We start from the raw sequence: 22,273 nt of genomic DNA on the forward strand, positions 1-22,273 counted from the left end.
TTCGCGCCGGTAGTCATCAGTCTCTGCTTACCTTATTCTTTTTCGATATGCAGTCGTATAGGAAGTACGTCGATTCGGCACAGTTACAGGCCCTGCTGAACGAAACGCCCAGTTGGGGTGTCGACATTCTCACCATTGGTCACAATGTGCATCAGCCCCGCATGAGCTATCCCGACCCGAATCACCCCAACCAGTATCAGTTCGACTGGCAGGCTGGCCGGAGGCTGGATGAGTACCAATTGGTCTACATTGCCAATGGGCAGGGCGTTTTTGAATCGGAAGGTGTTGCACCTTCGCTGGTTGAAGGCGGTACCGCTTTTTTACTACACCCTGGCGTCTGGCATCGATTCAAACCATCGGAGGCGACGGGCTGGGAAGAATTCTGGGTTGGTTTCCGGGGCCATTACGCCGAATACCTGATGCAACAACCGTGTTTTGATGCTCGGCAGCCACTGATGCGTATCCGCTTTCGGTCTGAACTGCTGACCGTTTTCACCAGGCTGATCGACACCCTCAAGTATCAGGGCCTTGCCTATCAGCAACTGGCCACCTGTCAGGTAATCCAGCTACTGGGTCTGGTGTATGCCTCGGCGCTCACGGGCGATACCAGCCGAAGCCGCCGCGAGCAGATCGTGCATCAGGTACGGTACCGGATTCAGGGAAGTTGGACCGAAGCCATTGATTTCGAGGCCTTATCGGCTGAGCTGACGGTTAGTTACGTCTGGTTTCGCAAGGCGTTCAAAGAAGTGATGGGCCTCTCGCCGGGGCAATATCACCTGAACCTTAAACTGGAAAAAGCCGGACAACTGCTACAGGAAACGACCCTGTCCGTTTCGGAGATCGCTTACCAGACCGGCTTTGACTCGCTCTTTCATTTCTCCCGTATGTTCCGAAAAAAGAAGCACCTCTCGCCCAGCGACTTTCGGAAACAGGCGCAGCACAACGTACCTGCACTAACCAAACCGGGTCAGGACTAGCCCTGACGGTCAACCAGGCGGATGATGAACTCTAACGCATCCAGGCTACGTGTTTCCTGCGGATAACTATCAAAATAAAACGCTCTGGTCAACGGCGAATGCCAGCCGGCAACACCTTTATACTGCCAGCGATCCGGCCGGAACTGATCTTCCACAAAGCCGTAGGTCTGTAGTTGCTCGCGCGTTATTTCTCCCCGTAAACTCACGCCTTCAGAATCGCTGTAGGGTGGCTGATTGATCGGGTAATTTGCGTATTTATCCGGGATGGGCTTGAGTTTGGGCTTTGTACCGAATAGGGCTTTGTACAACCTGGTTAAGTCTGAATTGTATGGCTTTCTGAGTACCATATACACCTCCAGCGTCTGCCCATCGTCACTGACAAAGATGCGATACCGGGAGGCCACATAATTAATCGAGTTGTAAAACTCATCGGGCTGCTTTTGGGGATCCGCAGGGTGAATCAGTACCACCCGATGTGCGTCTCTAATCTCCATGTTCATTGTCAGTATCCTGAGGCGTGGCGAAACCAATTAACCCTTTTATCCTATAGAATAAAATATTGCAGGAAGTACGACAAATTTCCGTTTCGGGATGTTAAAGAATAACAAGTTCCGATTAAACTTCTATTAATTCAATTAATATTTCTAAGTATTACCCACAAATGCAACTAATAATCAACAAGTTATAGAGCCATTATGGGGCTAACGAGTAACTTTATCTATAAGTATAAATTAGTAAGCTAACTATTCTTCCCTGTTTAATCGCCTCCCCGACTCCAGTAACTACACGCTGGGTTACCTACGACCGGGCTACTTTTCCGTATTCGTTTAGACGCCGCAGGCCAACATCTGGTCATTATGCACTGGCAAATTTCCCAGATCGTACCCAGCGATTAAGCCAGAATCATTTCTATCAAAGTGTTTTCAGGAAAACAACCAGGGCCTTTTTTTCGGCCGGTGTTAGCTGGAGCTTTTCTGACGGTAACGTCTGGTTGGCCAGTTCGAAACCCAAGCCAATGCCCCCTCCCCGATCGTAGAAATCGACGACCTGTTCCAAAGTTGTGTACGAACCGTTATGCATATACGGTGCCGTTTGGCCAATACGGCGTAAGGTCGGGATTTTGAAGGCGCCCCGATGAAAATCGATGCCAGTGATAGCCGCCCGACCAGAGTCAGGACTGATCCGGCTGTTCTTACTGGTAGCTGCCGTACCGATCACTTCGCTCTCGGTGCGGCGGTAAGCGGGAGGCAGCGTGCCGTTATAGAGCGGAAAATAATGACAGGTAGCGCACTTGCCCTTCCCCATAAACACGTTGAAACCCAACCGTTCGCTGGTCGACAACGCAACGGGCAGCCCCCGCAGATACCGGTCGCTCCGGCTATCCAGGCTGATCAGCGAACGAACGTAAGTGGCCAGCGCGTGCCGAACGGTATAGGCCGTTAGCCCGGCCGGATATTGAGCGGCAAACTGCGCCCGGTAGTCGGCCTGCTGATTCAGACGGGGCACCGCCTCGGCCAGTGAACCACCCATTTCGCGGGCGTTATGAATGACGTCGGTGAGTTGCTGCTCGATGGTAAACACCCGCATGTCCATAAACTGGGTCGATTGCAGGCCCGCATTCCAGAGCGTGGGCGTATTACGAAGTGGGCGGGTAGTTGCCGGCTGGCCGGACCTGGTTGGCAGAAGGTCGGGCGTTACGAGCCCGTCCTGAAACGCCCGATCGGGCCGATGACAACTGGCACAACTACGGCCACTGCCAGAAACCGACAGCACCGGTTCATTAAACAGGCGTTTGCCGAGCGCAATCCGGGCCGACGTGCTGGCGGGGTCGGTGTGGGTGGCAAAAAAAGCCGGATCGAATGCGGTGGGGTCAGAGAGCGTGCGGGCCGACGAACGAAGCAGTCGCTTTCCATCGACGGGCGGCAGGCCAAGGGCGTGGTGAGCATCCAGAAGCAACCCCGTCAGCGGATGGGCGCAGGTACGTATGAACGCCAGCCGGTCGAATCCGTTGAAACTGCGGGCAGCCTGTAAATTACGCTGCGCCCTGGTAATGGCCTGGTCAATCCGGGTGGCTAAGGCAGCGTCTTTTTCGGCCAGCGAAAAACAGGCCAGCGTCTGGCGAACGCCTTCGAGCGCCGCCACCGATTCGGGCATCGACAGCAGGGCCACCGGCGAATCGAACCCGGTGATACCCAGCGTTTCGACCCGGAACACTTCCTGACGCAGAGCGTCGAAAATGAACGCATCTGTCAGCGGATTGCGGCTGGCCAGTTGCCGAAGCTGGTTCACCGTCTGGCGCATGGCCGCGAGGTGCCGCTGTAGGTCGGTGCGGCGGCTGGTATCGAGTGGAAACAGCAGCGGCTCGATTACCTGAAATCCTTCGGGCTTCAGGATCATGGCCACGCCATCGTCGACCTCGCCCTCAGGTACGTTCGGGCCATTGAGGTTTTTAGCCGACTGTAAAAAATAATATTCCGTCAGCGGCTCGATGTATTTGTAGGCCAGCCTTGCCCGGCGAAAAGACGCCTGCACGTCCACCGCCGACCGCCGCTGATTGACCCGGCGCGCCAGATCGACAAGGCAGGAATCGAGGCGAACGAGGTTGGCCTGATACAGTTGTCCGACCCGTTGGTTGACAGGCTCGGCTGGGTCAGGCCCGGACGCGCTGACCAACAACAGGCTCAGGCCAAGCAGGCAAACCAACCAGCCGCAGGTACGTTGGTAAGGCATCATCAACCGTGAAGATAATACCGAAGCGACTGAAAAGCACTCCGTTTATTCGATGCCTTTCACCGCCATTTTGAGCGTGTAGACCGATTCGGAGGCCGTGATGAACAACGTGTTGCGGTCTTTGCCACCAAAACAGACATTACCTACCCAGCCCGACGGCACCGGAATGTTACCGAGTTTTTTTCCGGTTGGGTCATACACCGTAACGCCTTTTCCCGTCAGGTAAAGGTTGCCCTTGCTGTCGAGGGTCATGCCGTCGGAGCCTTGCGAAACAAACAGTTGGCGGTTACTCAACTGGCCGTCTTTCCCGATCTGGTACTTATAAGTTTTGTTGGCCTTAATATCGGCCACATACAGGTACGTTCCGTCGGGCGAACCCACAATGCCGTTGGGCTGCATCAGGTTACCATCGGCCAGTACGGCTTCGGTTTTGCCTTTGGGCAGGTAATACACGTTCTGCGTGGCCAGATCCGGCTGTTTGTGATCCCAGTAAGGGCGCTGATAATACGGATCGGTGAAGTAAATACCGCCTTTGGGATCAAGCCAGAGGTCGTTGGGGCCGTTGAACCGGTGCCCCTGGTAGTTGGCCAGCAAAACGGTCACTTTCTTATCCGGGCTGATCGACCACAGTTCGTTACGCTGGTCGGCGCAGGCGATCAGGTTACCTTTTTTATCGATGTACAGGCCATTCGAGCGACCCGTTTTATCCATAAAAATGGCCAGTTTCCCATCCGTATCGTAGGCCCAGATCTTGTCGTTGGGTTGATCCGTGAAGTAGACCGTCCCTTTTTTATCGACCGTTGGCCCTTCGGTGAACGTAAACTGGGACGAAATTTTCTCCAGCGTTGCCCCCGGCTGCACCACCTTGAGCGAGTCGGGGGCAGCGGCGTCCGGCATCGAGAAAGCAGTGGTACCAACAGAGAGAAGGGCGATAAACAGCCCCAGCGTTTTAGCAAAAAACGTCATGTAACAAATACGGTTAAACCCGCTTGGGGTCGGGGTGAATAAACGGTTGACGATAAGGCCGCGCCAGCAAACCGTTGGCTTCCCGGTCGCCGATAATTTCCCGTTTCTGCGGGTCATAAACAATGGGGCGGCCTGTTTTCATCGACATATTGGCCAGAATACAGCTTGCGGTCGAGATGTGGCCTTCTTCAATATCGGCTACGGGCTTCCCGCCGGTTTCAATCGCATTCAGGAAGTTGAGCATGTGCAGGCGGGTGGCCGGGGCTGCGTTGAGTTCGACCTTGGGGTTGGTTGGTTCGGTGAGGTCTTCGGGGTATTTTTCCTTTTCATAGACCACATCGAGGTGAATTTTCTTGCCGCCTGTTGGTCCTTTATCATCTTTCGGAATAAAATCGCACTGCATCGTACTGGCCCATAACGTGCCTTTCTCGCCGTATAAGGTAAACGACCAGGGATAGTCCGGGTTGGCGGGGCCGCCCCAGGTGTGGTGCTGCCAGACGCAGTTCAGATCGTCGTATTCAAACAGGGCCGACTGCGTATCGGAGATGTTGGATTTGCCCTCTTTCTGTACGTAAATGCCTCCCGTTGAGCTGATCCGTTTAGGCCAGCCCAGCTTCAGCATCCAGCGAACGGTATCGAGCATATGCACGCACATGTCGCCCGTGACGCCGTTGCCGTATTCCATGAATGTACGCCACCAGCGTACGTGCGGAATGCCGTCGTAGGGGCGCATCGGGGCCGGGCCCGTCCACATGTCGTAGTCGAGGAAGTCGGGCACAGCCTGCACCGGTGGGTTCCCATTGGCCCGCATGGGAAAATAGCAGCACATTTCGACATGCGACACTTTTCCGAGCAACCCGGCGTCGACGATGTTCTTCTTGGCGTCGATCAGGTGGGGCGTGCTTTTGCGCTGGGTTCCCACCTGCACCACCTTATTGTATTTACGGGCCGCCGCTACCATCGCCTCCCCTTCTATCACATCGACGCTGATCGGTTTTTGCACGTACACATGGGCACCGGCTTTTACCGAATCGATCATCTGCAAGGCATGCCAGTGGTCGGGTGTGCCGATCAGTACAATATCCAGTTGATTGTCGGCCAGCATCTTCCGGTAGTCGCCGTACAGCTTCGGCGTTTTGCCGGATTTCTGCCGCTGACTGACCAGTTTAGCCGCATCGGCCAGCATGTTCTTATCGACATCGCAGAGCGCAACCACCTCTACAGGAGCCACTTGAATCAGGCGAAACAAATCGCTTTTACCATACCAGCCCGTGCCGATCAGCGCCACGCGGTACGGATTTGCCCGGTGAATGATGTCCATAGCATTGGCCCCCAGGGCCGACAGGGCGAGCGATGCCGTAGTTCCCTGCAGGAAGTGGCGACGGTTGATATTGAACGAATGCATTGACGCGACAAGTTTCTGGCGGCCGACGCCGGGACCAGGTGTTGAGTGATTGACTTTCGTTCGGAAAAGACGGTCCGGTTTTACACTTACCCGTATACGGTTAATAAATGTTGGTTGCTGCCTTTACCACTCGTCGGGCTGGCATTGGTTGCTAAATCGCCCGTGCATCCGTCTCTCTATACTTATGAAAGCATTCGTCTCCCTGCTTCTTTTTGTGAGCAGTTTATTGCTCTACTCATTCCTGGCCCCCAAAGCGGGCATTGTCAAATCAGTGTTCGGTCAGTTGCCGGATGGGCGCGAAGTGGGCCTGTTTACCCTGCGTAACGCGAAAGGAATGGAAGTTCAACTCACCAATTACGGTGGTTACATCGTTTCGTGTACCACGCCCGACAAGCAGGGAAAGCCAGCCAACGTGGTGCTTGGGCTGGGTACGTTGGCCCAGTACCTGAAAGGTAACCCCAATTTAGGCCCTATTATTGGCCGCTACGGAAACCGGATTGCGAAAGGTAAATTCTCCCTCGACGGCACCGATTACACCCTGTTTACCAACCCCGCCGGCATTCATATTCACGGTGGCCGGATTGGATTCGACAAGAAATTGTGGACCGCCACGCTCGTTGATGGGGCCGAGCCGAGTCTTAACCTACACTACACCTCACCCGATGGCGAGGAAGGTTACCCCGGCACGCTCGACGTCGATGTAACCTATACCTTACAGAAAGACAATGCCTTACGTATCGACTACAAGGCAATAACAGATAAACCGACCGTCGTGAACCTGACGAATCACGCTTATTTTAACCTGAGCGGCCAGCAGACCGACGTACTCAACAATGAGGTGATGATTAAAGCCAACAAGGTTTTGGTTACCGACCGGACCCAGATACCCACTGGCGAGCTGCGGGATGTAGCCGGCACACCGTTTGATTTTAACAAACCCACACCCGTCAGTGCTCATATCAACGACACCACCGACGTGCAGATCCGGTATGGCCGAGGCTATGACCATTGCTGGGTATTTACCAACCAGTCGGCCAAACTGAAACTGGGTGCCACCGTATATGAGCCAACGAGCGGGCGGCTGATGGAGGTGTACACGACCGAGCCGGGCGTGCAGATGTATACGGCCAATCACCTGAACGGTATGTTCCGCAGCCCCGAGGGTGTGGCGTATACCCGCCGCTTTGGCCTGTGCCTGGAAACGCAGCACTTCCCCGATTCGCCCAATCATCCGAACTTTCCCACCACCACCCTCCGACCGGGCGCAACGTACCTGAGCACGACTGTGTATAAGTTTAAAGTTCGTTGATGTGGAGCTAGTTCTGTTTAAACAGCGCTATGGTGTAATCCAGCAGGGCCGTGTTCCCAGTTTTTCCATGTCCCGGAATCACCACCTGCGTATCGGGGTATTTCGCTTTCAGCCTGGTTACGGTTGCTGACCACGCAGGTACGTTGGCGTCTTCCAGATTGCCCTTTCCAGCTTTTAATTCTTTGATCAGGCAACCGCCAAACATCACTTTTTCGCTGGGGAAATAGCCGATGATATTGTCTCGGGTGTGTCCCTCCCCGACGAATTCGGCGATTACTTCCCGGTTGCCAACTTTCAGTGGCAGCCGGGTATCGAAGCCATGTTGCGGCAGTACCCGGTTTTTCTGTTTGGCGAACCAGATCGTCTGGTTCCCCGCGTAAGACGGAATGCCACGCCGGTGAAACTCGGCGAGTCCGCCCAGACAATCGTCGTGGAAATGGGTGGGAATAATTGCCACTACCTTGCATTTCAGGCTGTTGTCGATCCAGTTCAGCAATTCGGCCGATGTTGAATCGTTGGCTGGCGTGTCGAACATGATCGCTTCGTGCTTGTCGACAACGATCATGCCGTTGCAGGGGACTTTGCCAAACGTCTGTGTTTCCAGATAGCTGATATGCTGGTACACGTGGGTGCTTACCTGTTGAATGGTCAGGCTGGGCGATGTGTAGCTGTTGTCAGCCAGTTTTGCCGACCTGCACCCAACGAGTACCAGAACAAAACTCAGGAAAAGATACGGTCGTGTCATAAGAGGCTGTAGCATTGGTATATGTAGTTGTCGGCAACGAAAACGATTGGAGTTGAGCGGAGGAAGGTCTTTGTAAATGTAGGAACGATGGAGGTAATCTGGCAACGTGGTGCCAGCCATTATACCATACAAAAAGCCCCAACTCAATACTGGCCGGGGCTTGATGAACTACAGGATAGCACAGTTAACTACTCGTCTAACTGTACTACTTCTCAATTAAAACAGGGTACATACGCGCTGAATAGACCATTGCGATTACAGGCTTCTCTACTTGCTTATACTAAGTTTCCGGCTCTCCCAACAGCAAGCTGCTTAAAAGCGGCGCAATAGCGATCAATTTCGTTGAGCTTATAAGGTTCGAAAAATGAGCAGGTTATACCCATTTTTATTACATTTAATAACACATCGAACGTTGTGAGTCGCTCGCTGGTCGGCGCAGACGATGCATGATTTAACCTGTATGGCTACTGAAAAAAAACCGGATCATGCGGGCGTAATTGCCTTCCCGCCGTTGCTGTTTCTGGGTACGTTACTCGTTGCGCTACTGCTCAGGTACGTTTTCCCGACCCCGCTGCTACCGTCGACAACCGCCCTGTTTATCGGTGCCGCGCTGGTACTAACCGGGGTAACTACGCTGCTGCTTTCTTTTCGGGAAATGATCCGGCACCGCACCACGATCAACCCTGGCGGTACCACCACAACCATTGTCAGTAATGGCGTTTATCGCTTCACGCGCAACCCAATGTACCTCTCCTTGACGCTGATCTACCTGGGCGTATCTGTAGCCGCCAACGCCTGGTGGGGTTTGTTGTTACTGCTTCCCTTACTAATTGTCGTTCAAAAAGGCATCATCGAGCGGGAAGAACACTACCTCACCCGAAAATTCGGCAACGAATACCTACGCTATAAAGCACAGGTACGTCGCTGGTTGTGAGAATTGGTGGACGTACTTTTTAGAACTGTTTGCTTTTACGGTAGGGAAACTCGCTACCACATACCGTACACCGAGAGATAGCCTCTAATACCATAAATTTTACTGTTTTCGTGACCGTTTATATTACAGTCTCTGACTGTTTGTTTACAGTATAATTTACGCCGTAAATCAAACAAAAGTGACTTTTATATGCTGATATTATATATGTTTGCAAGTATCGGTGGGAGCTATACCTAAAGATTTAAGTATACATAAAAACATTGAAAAGTTACAAAACATCTGCTTATAAGTGTGCATCAGACCTCTTTGCCACTACTGTCTTTAGGAAAGTAGTCAGAGAGAATGATACTGAATTGTTTAATGTGAGGGCTTATAGGCTGCTTGAAGCTTGTCCTGATATTAATCCACAGTGTACTGCCGATCTAATTTGCAAAGCTTACTCAATTCTGAGTGAAGGCTATAGAGTTGAATATTTTTATAAAAACACAATCTTAAATGAGTTACTCACAAAGCAACGTTTTTTACAAGATTCTATAGTCGTTTTCAACGAATTCAAAATAAATAAATCTATAGCAGATGTAGTATATATTAATGGAAAAAATAGAGCATATGAAATAAAGACAGAGTTGGACAACCCAGAAAGACTGCACAATCAAATTGCTGATTATAAAAAGATGTTTTCAGAAATTAACATTGTAACCCACGTTTCCTTATACGAAAAATACAAACAAATATTGAATGATGATTCAATAGGCATATATATTCTTGACGAAAGCTTAAAAATACAAATTAGGAGACAAGCTACTGCTGATAATACAAAATTAGATCTAGAGGTCATGTTAAAGACTTTAAGAAAAAAAGAAATAATATGCTTAGTGTATGATCTTGCAAAAATTCATGTGCAAACTTCTAATATCATATTTTTTGAGGAGTGCTTAAGTATTCTTGAGGAGTGTGACATAATCAAGGTTCAACTTAGAGTGTTTTATTATCTAAAAAAAAGAGGGATTAATGAAAAAGATATGTTGCTTGACGTAAAGACGATGAATGAGTTAAAGTATCTGTGCTTGTCTTTAGGCTTTGCAAAAAGAGATTATGAAATACTTTATAATTTCCTAGGCCTTCCAATCTTAAAATAACTACTATGTATTTCCCACTTTTAAGAGCTAAACAATTTGAACTTTTAGCTGTCAGAGAAGTATCATCTATAATATCTAAGAAATTAGTTTCACCTATCATAGAGCCTACAAAAGCAGATACGACTCAGCTTATAAAAGCCGTTAATACCTTTGTTCTAAATAATATAAATTTCACACTGATATTAAATTCCTGCATTGTAAATGTCGGATGTATGAACAGCATTAGTGAACTTATTAAATCTTATTTGAAGACGTACAGTAATTTTCAAATAGGAATAAACGTAACGGAAAATCTTGATTTTGAAAAACTATCAGAATTTATAGAAATCAACCATTTAGAAGAGTATTTTTTTTCTCTAATTCACCTACAAAAGCCAAATGACATTAACAAGATGAATACTTTCATTAAAGACTATAATGTAAAATATAATGTAATTCATATTGAAAATGTCAAAAGTAGATACAAAAGAAATTTTGATGCTGATTCATGTATTTCAATGAATGACTCTTTTAACCAACAGCAGAGGAACGCAGATTATATTAGTTATCCTGATGAGTTATTTTCAGAAGAGTTTTTATATTATAAGGATGAAGGATTTATTGGTTTTTGCGATTACCTTACAATTGGTGAGAGATTTTCAGATTCTGGTTTTACCCCTTATGTAGTTGTAATACATCTCACGTATTTAAAAGGTAAAGAAATAAGGATAGCTCATTTTTCGTCAAAATCGAAGAAAGACACTAATTCACCATTAGACTTGCCTAAGAAGTTTAAAGAAGCATTAGATGCATTACTACTTTTTGTAGACTCCAACAATATCACGCTTACAAAAGCTATTAGTGAGTTTAAAGATTTAAAAGTAAGAGATCATTTTCCTGGTCTTGGTATAATCAAAAAGCTTTCAATTATGAATCATTTAGAATTAGTCAGTAATCTAATTTAGCCTATATATGAACTGTTGTGCTAATTGTTTTGGAGATCAACACGTTAAACTATATATAAATACTAATTCTACACAATTTGGAAATTGTGAATATTGCGAAACATTAAACACTGCCTTACTAGATAGTTCTGAACTCTACGATTACTTTGTTCCTTTGATTGGGATTTACAAACAATGTCAAACCATTGACAATCAATATCTTAACGGAAAATATTTGTGGAGTATTCTAAAAAATGATTGGCCTTCATTCTTCAATATAAGTGAGGAAAAGATAGAAAAACTTTTAAAGGATGTCTTATACGACTACAAAGAAGTTATTTTAGATGGATATGTAGAACCATCATATCAAAGTGACGAAATACAAGAACTAACATGGCAGAAGTTTACACAGGAGATCAAAAGAGTTAATAGATTTTTCATAAACAATCTCGTTGATATTGATTTGTTAAGAGACTTATTAGTCTTCCATGCAAAACCTTATTATAAAGGTAAATTTTTCTACAGGTCAAGAATCTCCTCTGAAAATGAGTATCTATGTGATGATATGGGTAAGCCACCATATGATTTCGCTACTGCTGGTAGAGCTAATCCAAAAGGAATTTCATACTTATATGTATCAAATGATAGAATCACAACTTTGTATGAAACAAGAGCTTCACTTTTGGATTATATCACGGTTGGAAAATTTAAATTAAAAGAGAACTTAAATGTCATTAACCTCAAAGATGGTGATAGTATAAGTCCTATACTCTTAGAAGATTCGCTTGGAAAATACATGAGTTATAGAAGGTATCTTCTTAAGCTTGGGCAAGAACTTTCTAAACCCATCAGAAGGTATGACAGCGAGTTAGATTATTTACCTACTCAGTACTTATGTGAACTTATAAAATCCCTAGGTTATGATGGTGTAGAATATAAAAGCTCGTTAAACCCAACAGGCTTTAACCTTGCCATATTCAATGATGATAAGCTAGAGTGCATTTCAACCGAGTTAGTAGAAATAAGAGATATAAAATATACAATTGCATAGATTCAACTCACTTGTGGTGGTTCTGAAACAAATAAATAACTTACAAACTGACCAACGCTAAAAAAAGAAACCCCCTCAGAGATCGTCTCTGAGGGGGTTTTTAACTTTTCGTGGGAGTTGAGGGATTCGAACCCCCGACCCTCTGCTTGTAAGGCAGATGCTCTGAACCAACTGAGCTAAACTCCCTTCTTCCGCGGCGGTGTTTTCCGTTTTGGTGATGCAAAGGTAGGGGTCTAAATGGCCTTTTTGCAAGCCCTGAGGCAAAAAAAGTCTAACTTTTTTACAATCGACTGTCTTTCAGGTACGTTACAAGCCAATCTTTTTTCTACTCGAAATTCAGGTAGAGCGTGACCGTGTGGGTAGTCAGGCGCTGAATGCCGGCGGCCGATGTCCCGGAAGCCCCCCCGTTGAACGCGTTGGGAATACCGTGCGAAAACCGCAGTTCCGGGGCAAACTTGAAGAACTCGAAGAACTGCTCAAAACCCACGCCGTACTCAATGCTCAGGTCGGTGGTGTTGGTGTTCAGGCGACCCTGGCTCAGCGCTTCCCGGCGGCGTACGTTGGTTTCAATGCCCACCGACGCGCCGGCAATGAGGTACATGCGCGAGTTGACCCGCCGCGCCGATTTGTACTTGATCAGGAACGGCAACTCCACCCAGGTCGACTCCCGAATGTCGGATTTATCCTCACCACTAGCCATCGCGTAATTCACCGAGCGCGAATAGATCGACACGCCGGGGTTAGACCGGAAATCGAAATTGTCGTTCATGAATGCGTTGAAGGTAAACCCCACCCGAAAACCGGCGTTGTTGGGCGACGTGATGCGCAACGTGGGGTCTGCGGGGTCGAGAAAGGCGGGGCTGTAGGTGACGTTGTAGCGCGTAAACGGCAGGGCGTAATAAAACCCGAAGTGAACGAGCTTATCGTCATAATCCTCTTTATGCTTCCGAATGTACTTGTAGGTCGACTGGGCGGCGGCAAACTGCGACACCAGCATCAACAGGCCTACGAGCGCGGCGGCGTGGATGCGGGAAGTTTTTGACCAATGTAAATCGACGCGATGCCGAACGAGAGTGGAATCCATTTAGTGTTGCGAAAACCGGCTTCTTCAAAAACCCGGATAAAATCGGGGCCATCCGGAAAAGCCCGCATCGATTCGTTGAGATATTCGTAGGCCGAGGTGTCTTTACTCACCATCTTGCCAAAAAAAGGCACCACGTGAGCCGTATACACATCATAGAACTGCCGGAAGGGAAACTGGCGTGGTTTCGAGAATTCGAGCACCATACACACTCCGCCCGGCCGCACCACGCGCTGCATGTCGGTCAGACCGGCCAGCAGGTTCTCGAAGTTACGTACCCCAAACGAAACGATGGCGGCATCGAATTCATTGTCTGCAAACGGTAAACCCTGCGAATCACCCGACCGCATCTCGATGATCTGGTCAACGCCGCGCTCCTTCATCTTCTGCCGGCCAACAGCCAGCATGCCCTCCGAAATGTCGACACCAACAATTTTGTCGGGTTTCAATGACAGGGCTTCCAGAGCCAGATCGCCGGTTCCGGTGGCAATATCGAGGATATATTTCGGGGCAAAGGGCGTCAGCAGCCGGATGGCTTTTTTCCGCCACAGAATGTCGATCCCCGCACTCAGAAAGTGGTTCAGGAAATCATACTTCGGCGCGATGGTATCGAACATTTCGCCCACCTGCTCACGCTTGCTGGTGGATTTGTCTTTATAGGGAAGAACAGCCATGGGTGTTTGCTTAAAGAGCGAAAGAGATAAAGAGTGAATGAGCGGCAATAACACGCTGCATGTTCACACACATGAAAAGTGGCGGAGCCTTTCGCTCTTTCACTCATTCACCCTTTCACTCTCTGGAAAGAACCGGCTGTTCTGGTGGAAAGTTTCGGGGTTGGGCGCGCAGGACAGGCAAGCTTTGGCTATACTTGCTTTTTATTAACAAATCGCGCTCATGACTCGCTCGCTGCTGTTGCTTTCGCTCCTGATTACCGTACCCTGCCTGGCCTTAAGGCCCGATCCGCCGTCAAAGAAAATAGATCGGTTTCACCAGCGTATCCTGACACTCGACACCCATGCCGATGCACCCATCATGCTCCAGAAAGAGGGCTTCGACGTTGGCGTGGCGCACGATACCAAGCGCGATAATTCACAGATCGACTTTCCCCGGATGAAAGAAGGCGGCATGGACGCGATGTTTTTCGCCGTTTACCTGCCGCAGGGGCCACGCACGCCCGAAGGCCATGCCGAGGCCAAACGCAATGCGCTGAACCAGTTTAAGTTGATCAATGATGCGCTGAAAAAATACCCCGACATGGCCGAGCTGGCAACCTCGCCCGCCGACGCCTATCGGATTGAGAAAGCGGGCAAACGGGCCATCTTCATTGGCATGGAAAACGGCTACCCCATCGGCGAAGATCTGTCGCTGGTGAAAACCTACTACGACCTGGGTTGCAGGTACGTTACCCTCTCCCACTTCGCCAACAATGCCATCTGCGATTCGTCTACCGATCCCGATGGGCCGATTCACAATGGCCTCAGCCCGTTTGGGCGGCAGTTGGTGGCCGAAATGAACCGACTGGGCATCATGATCGACATTTCGCACACGTCCGACAAAACGTTTTACGATGTGCTATCGCTCACCAAAACACCGGTTATCGCCTCTCACTCGAATTGCCGCGCCCTCTGCGATTTCCCCCGCAACATGACCGACGAGATGATTCGGGCCGTTGCTAAAAACGGCGGCGTAGTGCAGGTCAACTTTGTCAGCGATTACCTGGTTAAGCCATCCGAACCTCACCGGCAGGCGCTGACCAAGATCAGGATGGCCAATGTGGGCCGGGTCGCCACGCCCGACCAGAAAGCCCGCCAACAGGCCCGTACCGACTCGGTGAACCAGGTGTATAAAGATGAACGCGCCAGCCTGGCCGACATCGTGAATCACATCGACCATATTGTGCAGATCGCCGGTATTGACCATGTGGGCATCGGGTCTGACTTCGATGGGGGCGGAGGCGTCAACGGCCTGGAAGATGTGAGTCAGATTGGTAACTTAACGGCGGAGCTACGCAAACGGGGGTATTCCAAAAAAGATATCACCAAAATCTGGGGCGCAAACCTGCTCAGGGTCTTAAGCAAGCAACAGAGCACCAACTAAGTTAATACGTTTGAAAGCAGTCTTATCTGCCTGCTACAGAGCCTGTAGCTAATTAAACATAAAAATCCCTGAGCACTACCACCAACAAGTTGAGCTGAATGCTTAATTTTCCATTGCTGGGTGCTTGTCTGTGACATTGCCAGAGATCATCAGTCTACTGATATGTTATCATCCGGTTTTAGACAATACGGCAAATTTTAGTATCCGCTATCCATCATCCAGTAGATACCAGCACGCATAGGGGTCCTGACTGATGCCCTTATGAGCTAACCCTGCCAGGGTAAATGGCATTATCCGGTGTAGGTTCCGTACTTTTGCCTTCGCCAAGTTATTTTTATCTCCATTCTTTACGCATCATGAATCCACGCCGTAGTCTGAGCGTATGGCTGACCGACAGGGTCACTTCCGTCCGAACGGCGCATCCTCGCAGTAGACAGGCATTCAAAAACGCAGTCGCAAGCGTGTTGGTGAAGGGGGGTAACATCATGTTATCATTTATTCTGGTCCGTATCACACTTGGCCTGCTTCACGACGAAAAATACGGTATCTGGACGGCGATCAGTTCGCTGGTCACCTTTGCTTCCTTCTTCGACATTGGACTGGGTAACGGCCTTCGTAACCGCCTGACCGAGGCGGTTGCTCAGGAAGATCACGAAACGGGACGTACCTACATCAGCACCGCTTACGTCTTGTTTGCCGGTATTCAACTGGCATTGTTACTCGTGGCCTGCGTAGCCATTTACCTCGTCGATTGGAAGTATGTGCTCAATGTTCGGCTCTCCAATTCATACGTGAGTCTACTCGTGCTGGTAACTCTGGCGGGATTCTGTTTCAAAATCCTGCTCGACACGGTCTCCTATGTGCTGCTGGCCCTTCAGAAAACGGCCCTATCCAATACTATTTACCTGATCATCAATCTGGGGCTGGTAGCTGGCGTCTGGGGCCTGGGGCTGGGCCACTACAACAACTTACTATCAGTGTCGATCATGTCGGCCATTGTGCCGGTAGTTGTGCTCATTGGCTTTAGCCTGTATTATTACCAGGGCCAGCTTCGCGAGTATGCTCCATCGCTAAAAGCAGTCGATTTTAGCGTGCGGCCAAAGTTGATGAGCCTTGGGTTAAAGTTTTTCATCATCCAGTTGGCGGGCGTCGTTATCTTCTACACTGATAACGTACTCATTTCCAAGCTGTTCGGCCCTAAATCTGTTACTGAGTATAGCGTAGTGTTCCGGTACTACAATGCTATCAACTCTTTCTTTTTCGTCATTATTTCGCCGTTTTGGTCTGCGTTTACCGAAGCATATGCGAAGAATGAACTCGCCTGGGTCAAGACTTCCTATGCGCGCCTGAAACGCAGTTGGCTGGTTATTTTGCTGGTGATTCTGGTGATGCTGCTTGTTTCAACAAAAGTTTACCAGATTTGGCTTGGGCCTACCTTTAAAACATCCTGGTCGCTGAACGTTCTTATGGCCTGCTTTGTGCTGGTATCGTGCTGGAACAACATTACCGTGACGGTTATCAATGGATTCGGAAAAGTGAAGATGCAACTCTATACCGCCCTTGCCGGAGCTGTTATCAACATTCCGCTCTGCGTGTATCTTGGCCGAACGCTTAGTATGGGCAACAGGGGCATCATCATCGCCTCCATCATTTCGCTGCTTCTGGGTACGTTGCTTGGCACTATCCAGGCCGATAAGTTAGTATCACGAACAGCAAAGGGAATCTGGTCTGAATAAAACTAACCTGTTGTCTGGCAGATTATTAGGCACATCGCTACGCCTATATCGAACGACTATAAATTAACGCACTGACGGCTGACTGACGAAACTTTCGATCACACTTTACGTTAGGCAGACAAAGAGTTACAGTCATGAAATCAATTCTGGCCATTTTACTGGTACATCTAATGCTCGGCAGTAGTCTGCTTCCGGGCTTTGGTATCGACCAGTCGGCCAGATGGGTTGAGCTGGCGAATCATTACCAGCAACATCGCCAGATGGATGGTTCGCTCAGTTTTTTTTCGTTTCTGATGATGCATTACGATGCCAGTTCCGACCATCAGAAACACCCCGGCCACAACCACCATAACCTGCCTGTTGCCGGGCAATCGCTGTCAATCTCTACGCCTACCCCGTTGCGCCTCGACCTTACACCGGTGTCGCTGTCTGTTATTCATGTAGCTAAAGCTACCTTCTTTCGCAAGGCTGATCTCTACGCCTTCACCGCGGTTCGGTCGCTCATCAACCCGCCCCGACAGTAAATCTGCGTGCCCTCTTGGGCGTAGTCTGTCTTTTTCCATGTCAATTCGCTTGACTTTTCGCGGCTGACGTTGCCTCACATGGGTGTGTTCCTGTGCGGGTATCGTCAACGGCGCAACATCAGGCACGAAATACCTCTTTTCATGCTGAATGCCATTATCAAGTTCTCCATTCAGAACAAACTCATCATTGGCCTTTTCACGCTGGCTCTGGTTCTGTGGGGTGGCTGGTCGGCCACGCAACTACCCATCGATGCGGTGCCCGATATCACCAACAATCAGGTTCAAGTCATTACCAGCAGCCCGTCGCTCGCTGCCGAAGACATTGAACGGCTGGTTACATTTCCGATTGAAGTAAGCCTCTCCAACATTCCGAATATCACCGAATTACGCTCGTTTTCGCGCTTCGGTCTATCAATCGTTACAGTGGTCTTCACCGACGCAACGGATGTGTACTGGGCAAGGCAACAGATTGCGGAACGGCTACAGAACGTAGCGGGACAAATTCCCCCCGGCGTCGGTACGCCCGTTATGGCGCCTGTCACAACGGGACTAGGCGAGATTTTTCAGTACACAGTGGTTCCTAAAAAAGGGTACGAAAGCAAGTATACCCTTACCGACCTGCGCACGATTCAGGACTGGACGATCCGCCGTGGGCTGCTGGGTACGCCCGGGGTGGCCGATGTTAGTGGATTTGGGGGCTTGCTGAAACAGTACGAAATCGCCATTGATCCCGACCGGCTCAAGAGCGTCGGCATCACGATTGCCGATCTGTTTCGGGCGTTGCAACAGAACAACCAGAATACCGGCGGCGCGTACATCGACAAAAAGCCAAACGCTTATTTCATCCGGTCGGATGGGCTCATCAGTTCACCCGACGACATTGCCAACATTGTTGTACGGCTGGGCAATGGCGGCGCAGGTATGACTGGCGTACCAATCCGGGTACGTGATATTGCCACCGTGCGGGTGGGGTCGGCGGTGCGCTACGGAGCCGTAACCCGCAACGGGCAGGGCGAAACTGTTGGTGCGGTGGTGATGATGATCAAAGGCGAAAACTCGTCGGCGGTGATCAAACGTGTAAAAACAACGATTGCGGAGATTCAGAAAACGCTGCCCGAAGGCGTTGAAATCGTCCCTTTTCTTGACCGTACCAAGATGGTCAACAGTGCCATCGGCACGGTGGAACGCAACCTGCTGGAAGGGGCACTGATCGTGATTTTTGTGCTGGTACTGCTGCTCGGCAATGTTCGGGCGGGCTTTGTGGTGGCCTCCGTTATTCCGCTGGCCCTGCTATTTGCCATTTCCATGATGAACCTGTTCGGGGTATCGGGCAACCTGATGAGCCTCGGTGCCATCGATTTTGGCCTCATCGTAGATGGGGCCGTCATCATCGTTGAAGCAACGCTGCATCATCTTCACCTGCGAAAAAGTGAACGGGTAAACGAACGCGACGCAGCCGACGGGTCTGATACAGAAGTTCTTACGCAGAACGAAATGGATGAAGAGGTGTTTGGTGCTGCCAGCCGCATCCGATCGTCGGCGGCTTTTGGCGAGATCATCATCCTGATCGTGTACCTGCCTATTCTGGCGTTGTCGGGCATCGAGGGCAAGATGTTCAGGCCAATGGCGCTCACGGTCGCCTTTGCTATTCTGGGTGCTTTCATTCTGTCGCTAACCTACGTACCCATGATCTCGGCCTTGTTTCTGAGCAAGAAAGTAGCCCATAAAGAATCGTTCTCCGACAAATTGATGCGCCGCATCTTTCGGGTATATGAACCAGTGCTGCTGCGTTCCTTAACAAATCGGGTGCTGGTTTTGGGAGTAGCCGTTTTATTGCTGATTGCGGCCGTCTTCACCTTCTCTCGAATGGGCGGTGAATTCATCCCGCAACTCGACGAAGGCGATTTTGCGGTTGATACCCGTACGCTGACGGGCAGTTCGCTCAGCGAAACGGTAGATGCCACGCTTAAGGGCGAACGTATTCTGCTTCAACAGTTTCCCGAAGTAGAACAGGTGGTGGCCAAGATTGGCTCTGGCGAGATTCCGACTGACCCAATGCCCATCGAAGCCGCCGATATGATGGTGATTCTAAAGCCGAAAGAACAGTGGACCTCGGCAACAACCCGCGACGAACTCGCCGAAAAAATGGCCGATGCCCTTTCGGTTGTCCCCGGCGTTACGTTCGGGTTTCAGCAGCCGGTGCAGATGCGCTTCAATGAGTTGATGACAGGCGCCCGGCAGGATGTGGCACTCAAAATATACGGTGAAGACCTGAACGAGCTCGAGCGTCTGGCCAATCGGGTAGGTACGTTGGTTAGGAAAACAGAGGGGGCGGCAGACCTGTACATCGAGCAGGTGGCGGGTCTGGCGCAAATCCTGATCAAACTCGACCGCAACGCAATTGCCAAATACGGACTCAACGTAGCCGACGTGAACCAGACCATCAACACGGCTTTCGCGGGGCAGTCGGCGGGGTTGGTATTCGAAGGCGAAAAACGGTTCGATCTGGTGCTGCGCCTTGAGGAAAGCAAACGGCAGACGGTCGAAGACATTCGGAACGTGTACATCGCCACACCGGCCGGTGAGCAGATTCCGCTGGGTCAGATTGCGCAGGTAAGCGTCGACCAGGCTCCCAACCAGATTCAGCGCGATCAGACCAAGCGGCGTATTACGGTGGGTTTCAACGTGCGGGGCCGCGATGTAGAAAGTATCGTTTCGGAACTACAACAAAAAGTAAATCAACAGATTAAGTTACCAACGGGCTACTCCATTACGTATGGCGGTGCCTTCCAAAACCTGGTCGACGCCAAACAGCGGCTTGGCATCGCCGTTCCCATCGCACTGGGGTTAATTTTTGCTCTGCTGTTTTTTACCTTCAATTCTGCCCGACAAAGTCTTATGATCTTCATGGCCATTCCATTGTCTGCTATCGGTGGTGTATTTGCGCTGTTGCTACGTGATATGCCGTTTAGTATTTCGGCGGGTGTTGGCTTCATTGCCCTCTTTGGGGTAGCCGTGCTGAACGGTATTGTGCTCATTGCCGAATTCAACCGCCTTCGTCACGATGAAGGCCTGACCGATATGACCGAGATTATTCGGCAGGGAGCAGAAATCCGTCTTCGGCCGGTTGTCATGACCGCCCTTGTTGCTTCATTCGGCTTCATTCCAATGGCGGTATCTAACTCGGCGGGTGCCGAAGTGCAAAAACCGCTGGCCACAGTCGTGATCGGTGGGCTACTGACGGCCACGCTGCTGACCTTGATTGTGTTGCCCGTTCTGTATTCCATTTTTGAGCGAAAATCGCTGGAGCGCGACGCGCAGAAAAGACCGAAAAAAAGCCCCGTCGGCAACGTACCTACATCCACCATAGTCAGCACGTTTCTCTTGCTTCTGCTGGGTACGTTGGTGGTAATCCCGCATCAGAGCCGGGCTCAGATGGCTCCTTTTCAGATCCTTACGCTCGACCAGGCACTTCAGCAGGCAAGTAATCGGAATGCACAGCTTCAACTTGCCAATCTGGGTGTAACGCAGCAGCAGGCCCTTCGCCAAACGGCCTATGATGCGGGCCGCCTGTCGGCCACGGTGCTGCTGGGCCAGTACAACAGCCGCCGTTTCGACAATAACCTGACGGTGTCGCACACGATTCCCAATCCGGCCCTCATGCGTCGCCTTGCCGACCTGAACGACCAGACCGTCGCCAACCGGCAGGCGGCGGTGGCTGTCACCCAGAACGAGGTGCGGTATCAGGTGAAGGCCGCTTATTATGAACTGAATTATCTGCATCAACGTCGGCGGTTGTATCTCCAGCAGGACACACTCCTAACGGAATTTGTCCAGGCGGCCAACCTTCGATTCAAAACCGGCGAAACAGGAAGCCTGGAAAAAGCCACCGCCGAAAGCCAGTTGGCCGATCAACGCGTACGCCTGGCCCAGCTCGATGCAGAGTTGATTGCCTCGCGCACCCGGCTGAAAACGCTTCTCTACAGCCCCGAAACCCTGGATGCAACCGATCAGGCACTGCCGAAGCTGCTGCTCCCCTACGCCCTCGACAGCCTTCAGCGTGCAACCGCCCAGGGTGGCCTGGCCTCGTCTGACCAGCATCCGCAGGTACGTCTGTTACAGCAGCAAATTCGCGTAGCCGAGCAAACCCGTCTGGTTGAACAAGCCCGGCTTCGGCCCGATTTTCTGGTCGGCCTGTTCTCGCAAACGTTGATTGGTAACCAGTTGATCGACGGTCAGGAAATCTATTTCGGACCCGGCTACCGCTTCACGGGTGGGCAGTTGGGCGTCACCTTCCCCCTATTGGGTAAGGCCCAGAAAGCACGTGTCGAGGCGGCTCGTGTGGGCGAACAACTGGCGCAGGCTGAACTGCAAACGGGCCGGTTTGCACTAAGCCAGCAGCTACAACAGGCTGTAGGTCAATACAATCAGTACCGGGATGCACTCGCCTATTATGAACAGAATGGGCTGGCACAGGCGCAGTTGATCCAGACGAATGCACGCCGTTCATTTCGGGGAGGCGATATTGGGTACGTCGAATTTTCGCTGGCGTTGCAACAGGCCCTTACCATCCGCTCGTCCTATCTCGACCTGCTAAATCAGTACAACCAATCGGTTCTCTACATCACCTACCTACTCGGTAATCCGTAACCTAGT

At 50.4% G+C, this 22,273-nt stretch carries 17 protein-coding genes and 1 tRNA gene; 10 read left to right on the top strand and 8 right to left on the bottom strand.

What is annotated here, in order from left to right:
• The first annotated feature begins 47 nt into the window (after positions 1 to 47).
• A complete protein-coding gene (locus ACFE8Q_RS14815; RefSeq protein WP_375446186.1) occupies positions 48 to 977 on the top strand; it encodes a helix-turn-helix domain-containing protein in 930 nt (309 codons plus the stop codon).
• Here ACFE8Q_RS14815 and ACFE8Q_RS14820 read toward each other — a convergent pair.
• The 4 genes from ACFE8Q_RS14820 to ACFE8Q_RS14835 form a co-directional block, all read right to left on the bottom strand.
• The gene (locus ACFE8Q_RS14820) at positions 974 to 1,471 is read right to left on the bottom strand and encodes a hypothetical protein (RefSeq protein ID WP_375446187.1); all 498 of its coding nucleotides are present in this window, start codon (positions 1,469 to 1,471) and stop codon (positions 974 to 976) included. The two genes, ACFE8Q_RS14815 and ACFE8Q_RS14820, sit on opposite strands and share 4 nt — an antisense overlap.
• A gap of 418 nt (positions 1,472 to 1,889) precedes the next feature.
• Positions 1,890 to 3,710: a cytochrome c peroxidase gene (locus ACFE8Q_RS14825; RefSeq protein WP_375446188.1), complete on the bottom strand. Its 1,821-nt coding sequence runs from the start codon at positions 3,708 to 3,710 to the stop codon at positions 1,890 to 1,892.
• Between the two features lie 42 nt (positions 3,711 to 3,752).
• Positions 3,753 to 4,604 (bottom strand): SMP-30/gluconolactonase/LRE family protein, encoded by an 852-nt coding sequence (locus ACFE8Q_RS14830; RefSeq protein ID WP_375446596.1) that lies wholly within the window; start codon positions 4,602 to 4,604, stop codon positions 3,753 to 3,755.
• A gap of 82 nt (positions 4,605 to 4,686) precedes the next feature.
• Positions 4,687 to 6,078 (bottom strand): Gfo/Idh/MocA family protein, encoded by a 1,392-nt coding sequence (locus tag ACFE8Q_RS14835; protein WP_375446189.1) that lies wholly within the window; start codon positions 6,076 to 6,078, stop codon positions 4,687 to 4,689.
• 184 nt (positions 6,079 to 6,262) lie between these two features.
• On the opposite strand from ACFE8Q_RS14835, the gene ACFE8Q_RS14840 reads away from it, so the two are divergent.
• Positions 6,263 to 7,387 (top strand): aldose epimerase family protein, encoded by a 1,125-nt coding sequence (locus tag ACFE8Q_RS14840; protein WP_375446190.1) that lies wholly within the window; start codon positions 6,263 to 6,265, stop codon positions 7,385 to 7,387.
• Positions 7,388 to 7,394: 7 nt separating this feature from the next.
• On the opposite strand, the gene bla is transcribed toward ACFE8Q_RS14840, so the two are convergent.
• A complete protein-coding gene (gene bla / locus ACFE8Q_RS14845; protein WP_375446191.1) occupies positions 7,395 to 8,132 on the bottom strand; it encodes a subclass B1 metallo-beta-lactamase in 738 nt (245 codons plus the stop codon).
• 460 nt (positions 8,133 to 8,592) lie between these two features.
• Between bla and ACFE8Q_RS14850 the strand changes: the two genes are divergently transcribed.
• The 4 genes from ACFE8Q_RS14850 (at position 8,593) to ACFE8Q_RS14865 (ending at position 12,179) form a co-directional block, all read left to right on the top strand.
• A complete protein-coding gene (locus ACFE8Q_RS14850; RefSeq protein WP_375446192.1) occupies positions 8,593 to 9,066 on the top strand; it encodes a methyltransferase family protein in 474 nt (157 codons plus the stop codon).
• A 260-nt stretch (positions 9,067 to 9,326) separates the two neighbouring features.
• Positions 9,327 to 10,205, top strand: a complete 879-nt coding sequence (locus ACFE8Q_RS14855; protein WP_375446193.1) for a sce7726 family protein — start codon at positions 9,327 to 9,329, stop codon at positions 10,203 to 10,205.
• Positions 10,206 to 10,210: 5 nt separating this feature from the next.
• Entirely contained in the window at positions 10,211 to 11,149 is a 939-nt protein-coding gene (locus tag ACFE8Q_RS14860; protein WP_375446194.1) for a sce7725 family protein, read from the top strand.
• 154 nt (positions 11,150 to 11,303) lie between these two features.
• A complete protein-coding gene (locus ACFE8Q_RS14865; RefSeq protein WP_375446195.1) occupies positions 11,304 to 12,179 on the top strand; it encodes an RES family NAD+ phosphorylase in 876 nt (291 codons plus the stop codon).
• Positions 12,180 to 12,290: 111 nt separating this feature from the next.
• Here ACFE8Q_RS14865 and ACFE8Q_RS14870 read toward each other — a convergent pair.
• The 3 genes from ACFE8Q_RS14870 to ubiE all read right to left on the bottom strand — a co-directional run bounded on the left by ACFE8Q_RS14870 (position 12,291) and on the right by ubiE (position 13,934).
• A tRNA-Val gene (locus ACFE8Q_RS14870) sits at positions 12,291 to 12,365 on the bottom strand.
• A 139-nt stretch (positions 12,366 to 12,504) separates the two neighbouring features.
• Positions 12,505 to 13,263: an outer membrane beta-barrel protein gene (locus ACFE8Q_RS14875; protein WP_375446196.1), complete on the bottom strand. Its 759-nt coding sequence runs from the start codon at positions 13,261 to 13,263 to the stop codon at positions 12,505 to 12,507.
• Positions 13,185 to 13,934 carry a bifunctional demethylmenaquinone methyltransferase/2-methoxy-6-polyprenyl-1,4-benzoquinol methylase UbiE gene (gene ubiE, locus ACFE8Q_RS14880; protein ID WP_375446197.1) on the bottom strand — a complete coding sequence of 250 codons (750 nt, stop codon included), beginning with the start codon at positions 13,932 to 13,934 and terminating at the stop codon, positions 13,185 to 13,187. The genes ACFE8Q_RS14875 and ubiE overlap by 79 nt, the downstream gene beginning before the upstream one ends.
• A 220-nt stretch (positions 13,935 to 14,154) precedes the next feature.
• On the opposite strand from ubiE, the gene ACFE8Q_RS14885 reads away from it, so the two are divergent.
• The 4 genes from ACFE8Q_RS14885 (at position 14,155) to ACFE8Q_RS14900 (ending at position 22,267) form a co-directional block, all read left to right on the top strand.
• Positions 14,155 to 15,357, top strand: a complete 1,203-nt coding sequence (locus ACFE8Q_RS14885) for a dipeptidase (protein ID WP_375446198.1) — start codon at positions 14,155 to 14,157, stop codon at positions 15,355 to 15,357.
• Positions 15,358 to 15,713: 356 nt separating this feature from the next.
• Entirely contained in the window at positions 15,714 to 17,093 is a 1,380-nt protein-coding gene (locus tag ACFE8Q_RS14890) for a lipopolysaccharide biosynthesis protein (RefSeq protein ID WP_375446199.1), read from the top strand.
• 134 nt (positions 17,094 to 17,227) lie between these two features.
• A complete protein-coding gene (locus ACFE8Q_RS14895; RefSeq protein WP_375446200.1) occupies positions 17,228 to 17,617 on the top strand; it encodes a hypothetical protein in 390 nt (129 codons plus the stop codon).
• Between the two features lie 141 nt (positions 17,618 to 17,758).
• The gene (locus tag ACFE8Q_RS14900; protein ID WP_375446201.1) at positions 17,759 to 22,267 is read left to right on the top strand and encodes a CusA/CzcA family heavy metal efflux RND transporter; all 4,509 of its coding nucleotides are present in this window, start codon (positions 17,759 to 17,761) and stop codon (positions 22,265 to 22,267) included.
• Positions 22,268 to 22,273: the final 6 nt, after the last annotated feature.

This window comes from uncultured Fibrella sp. (assembly GCF_964250085.1).
Taxonomy (GTDB): Bacteria; Bacteroidota; Bacteroidia; order Cytophagales; family Spirosomataceae; genus Fibrella.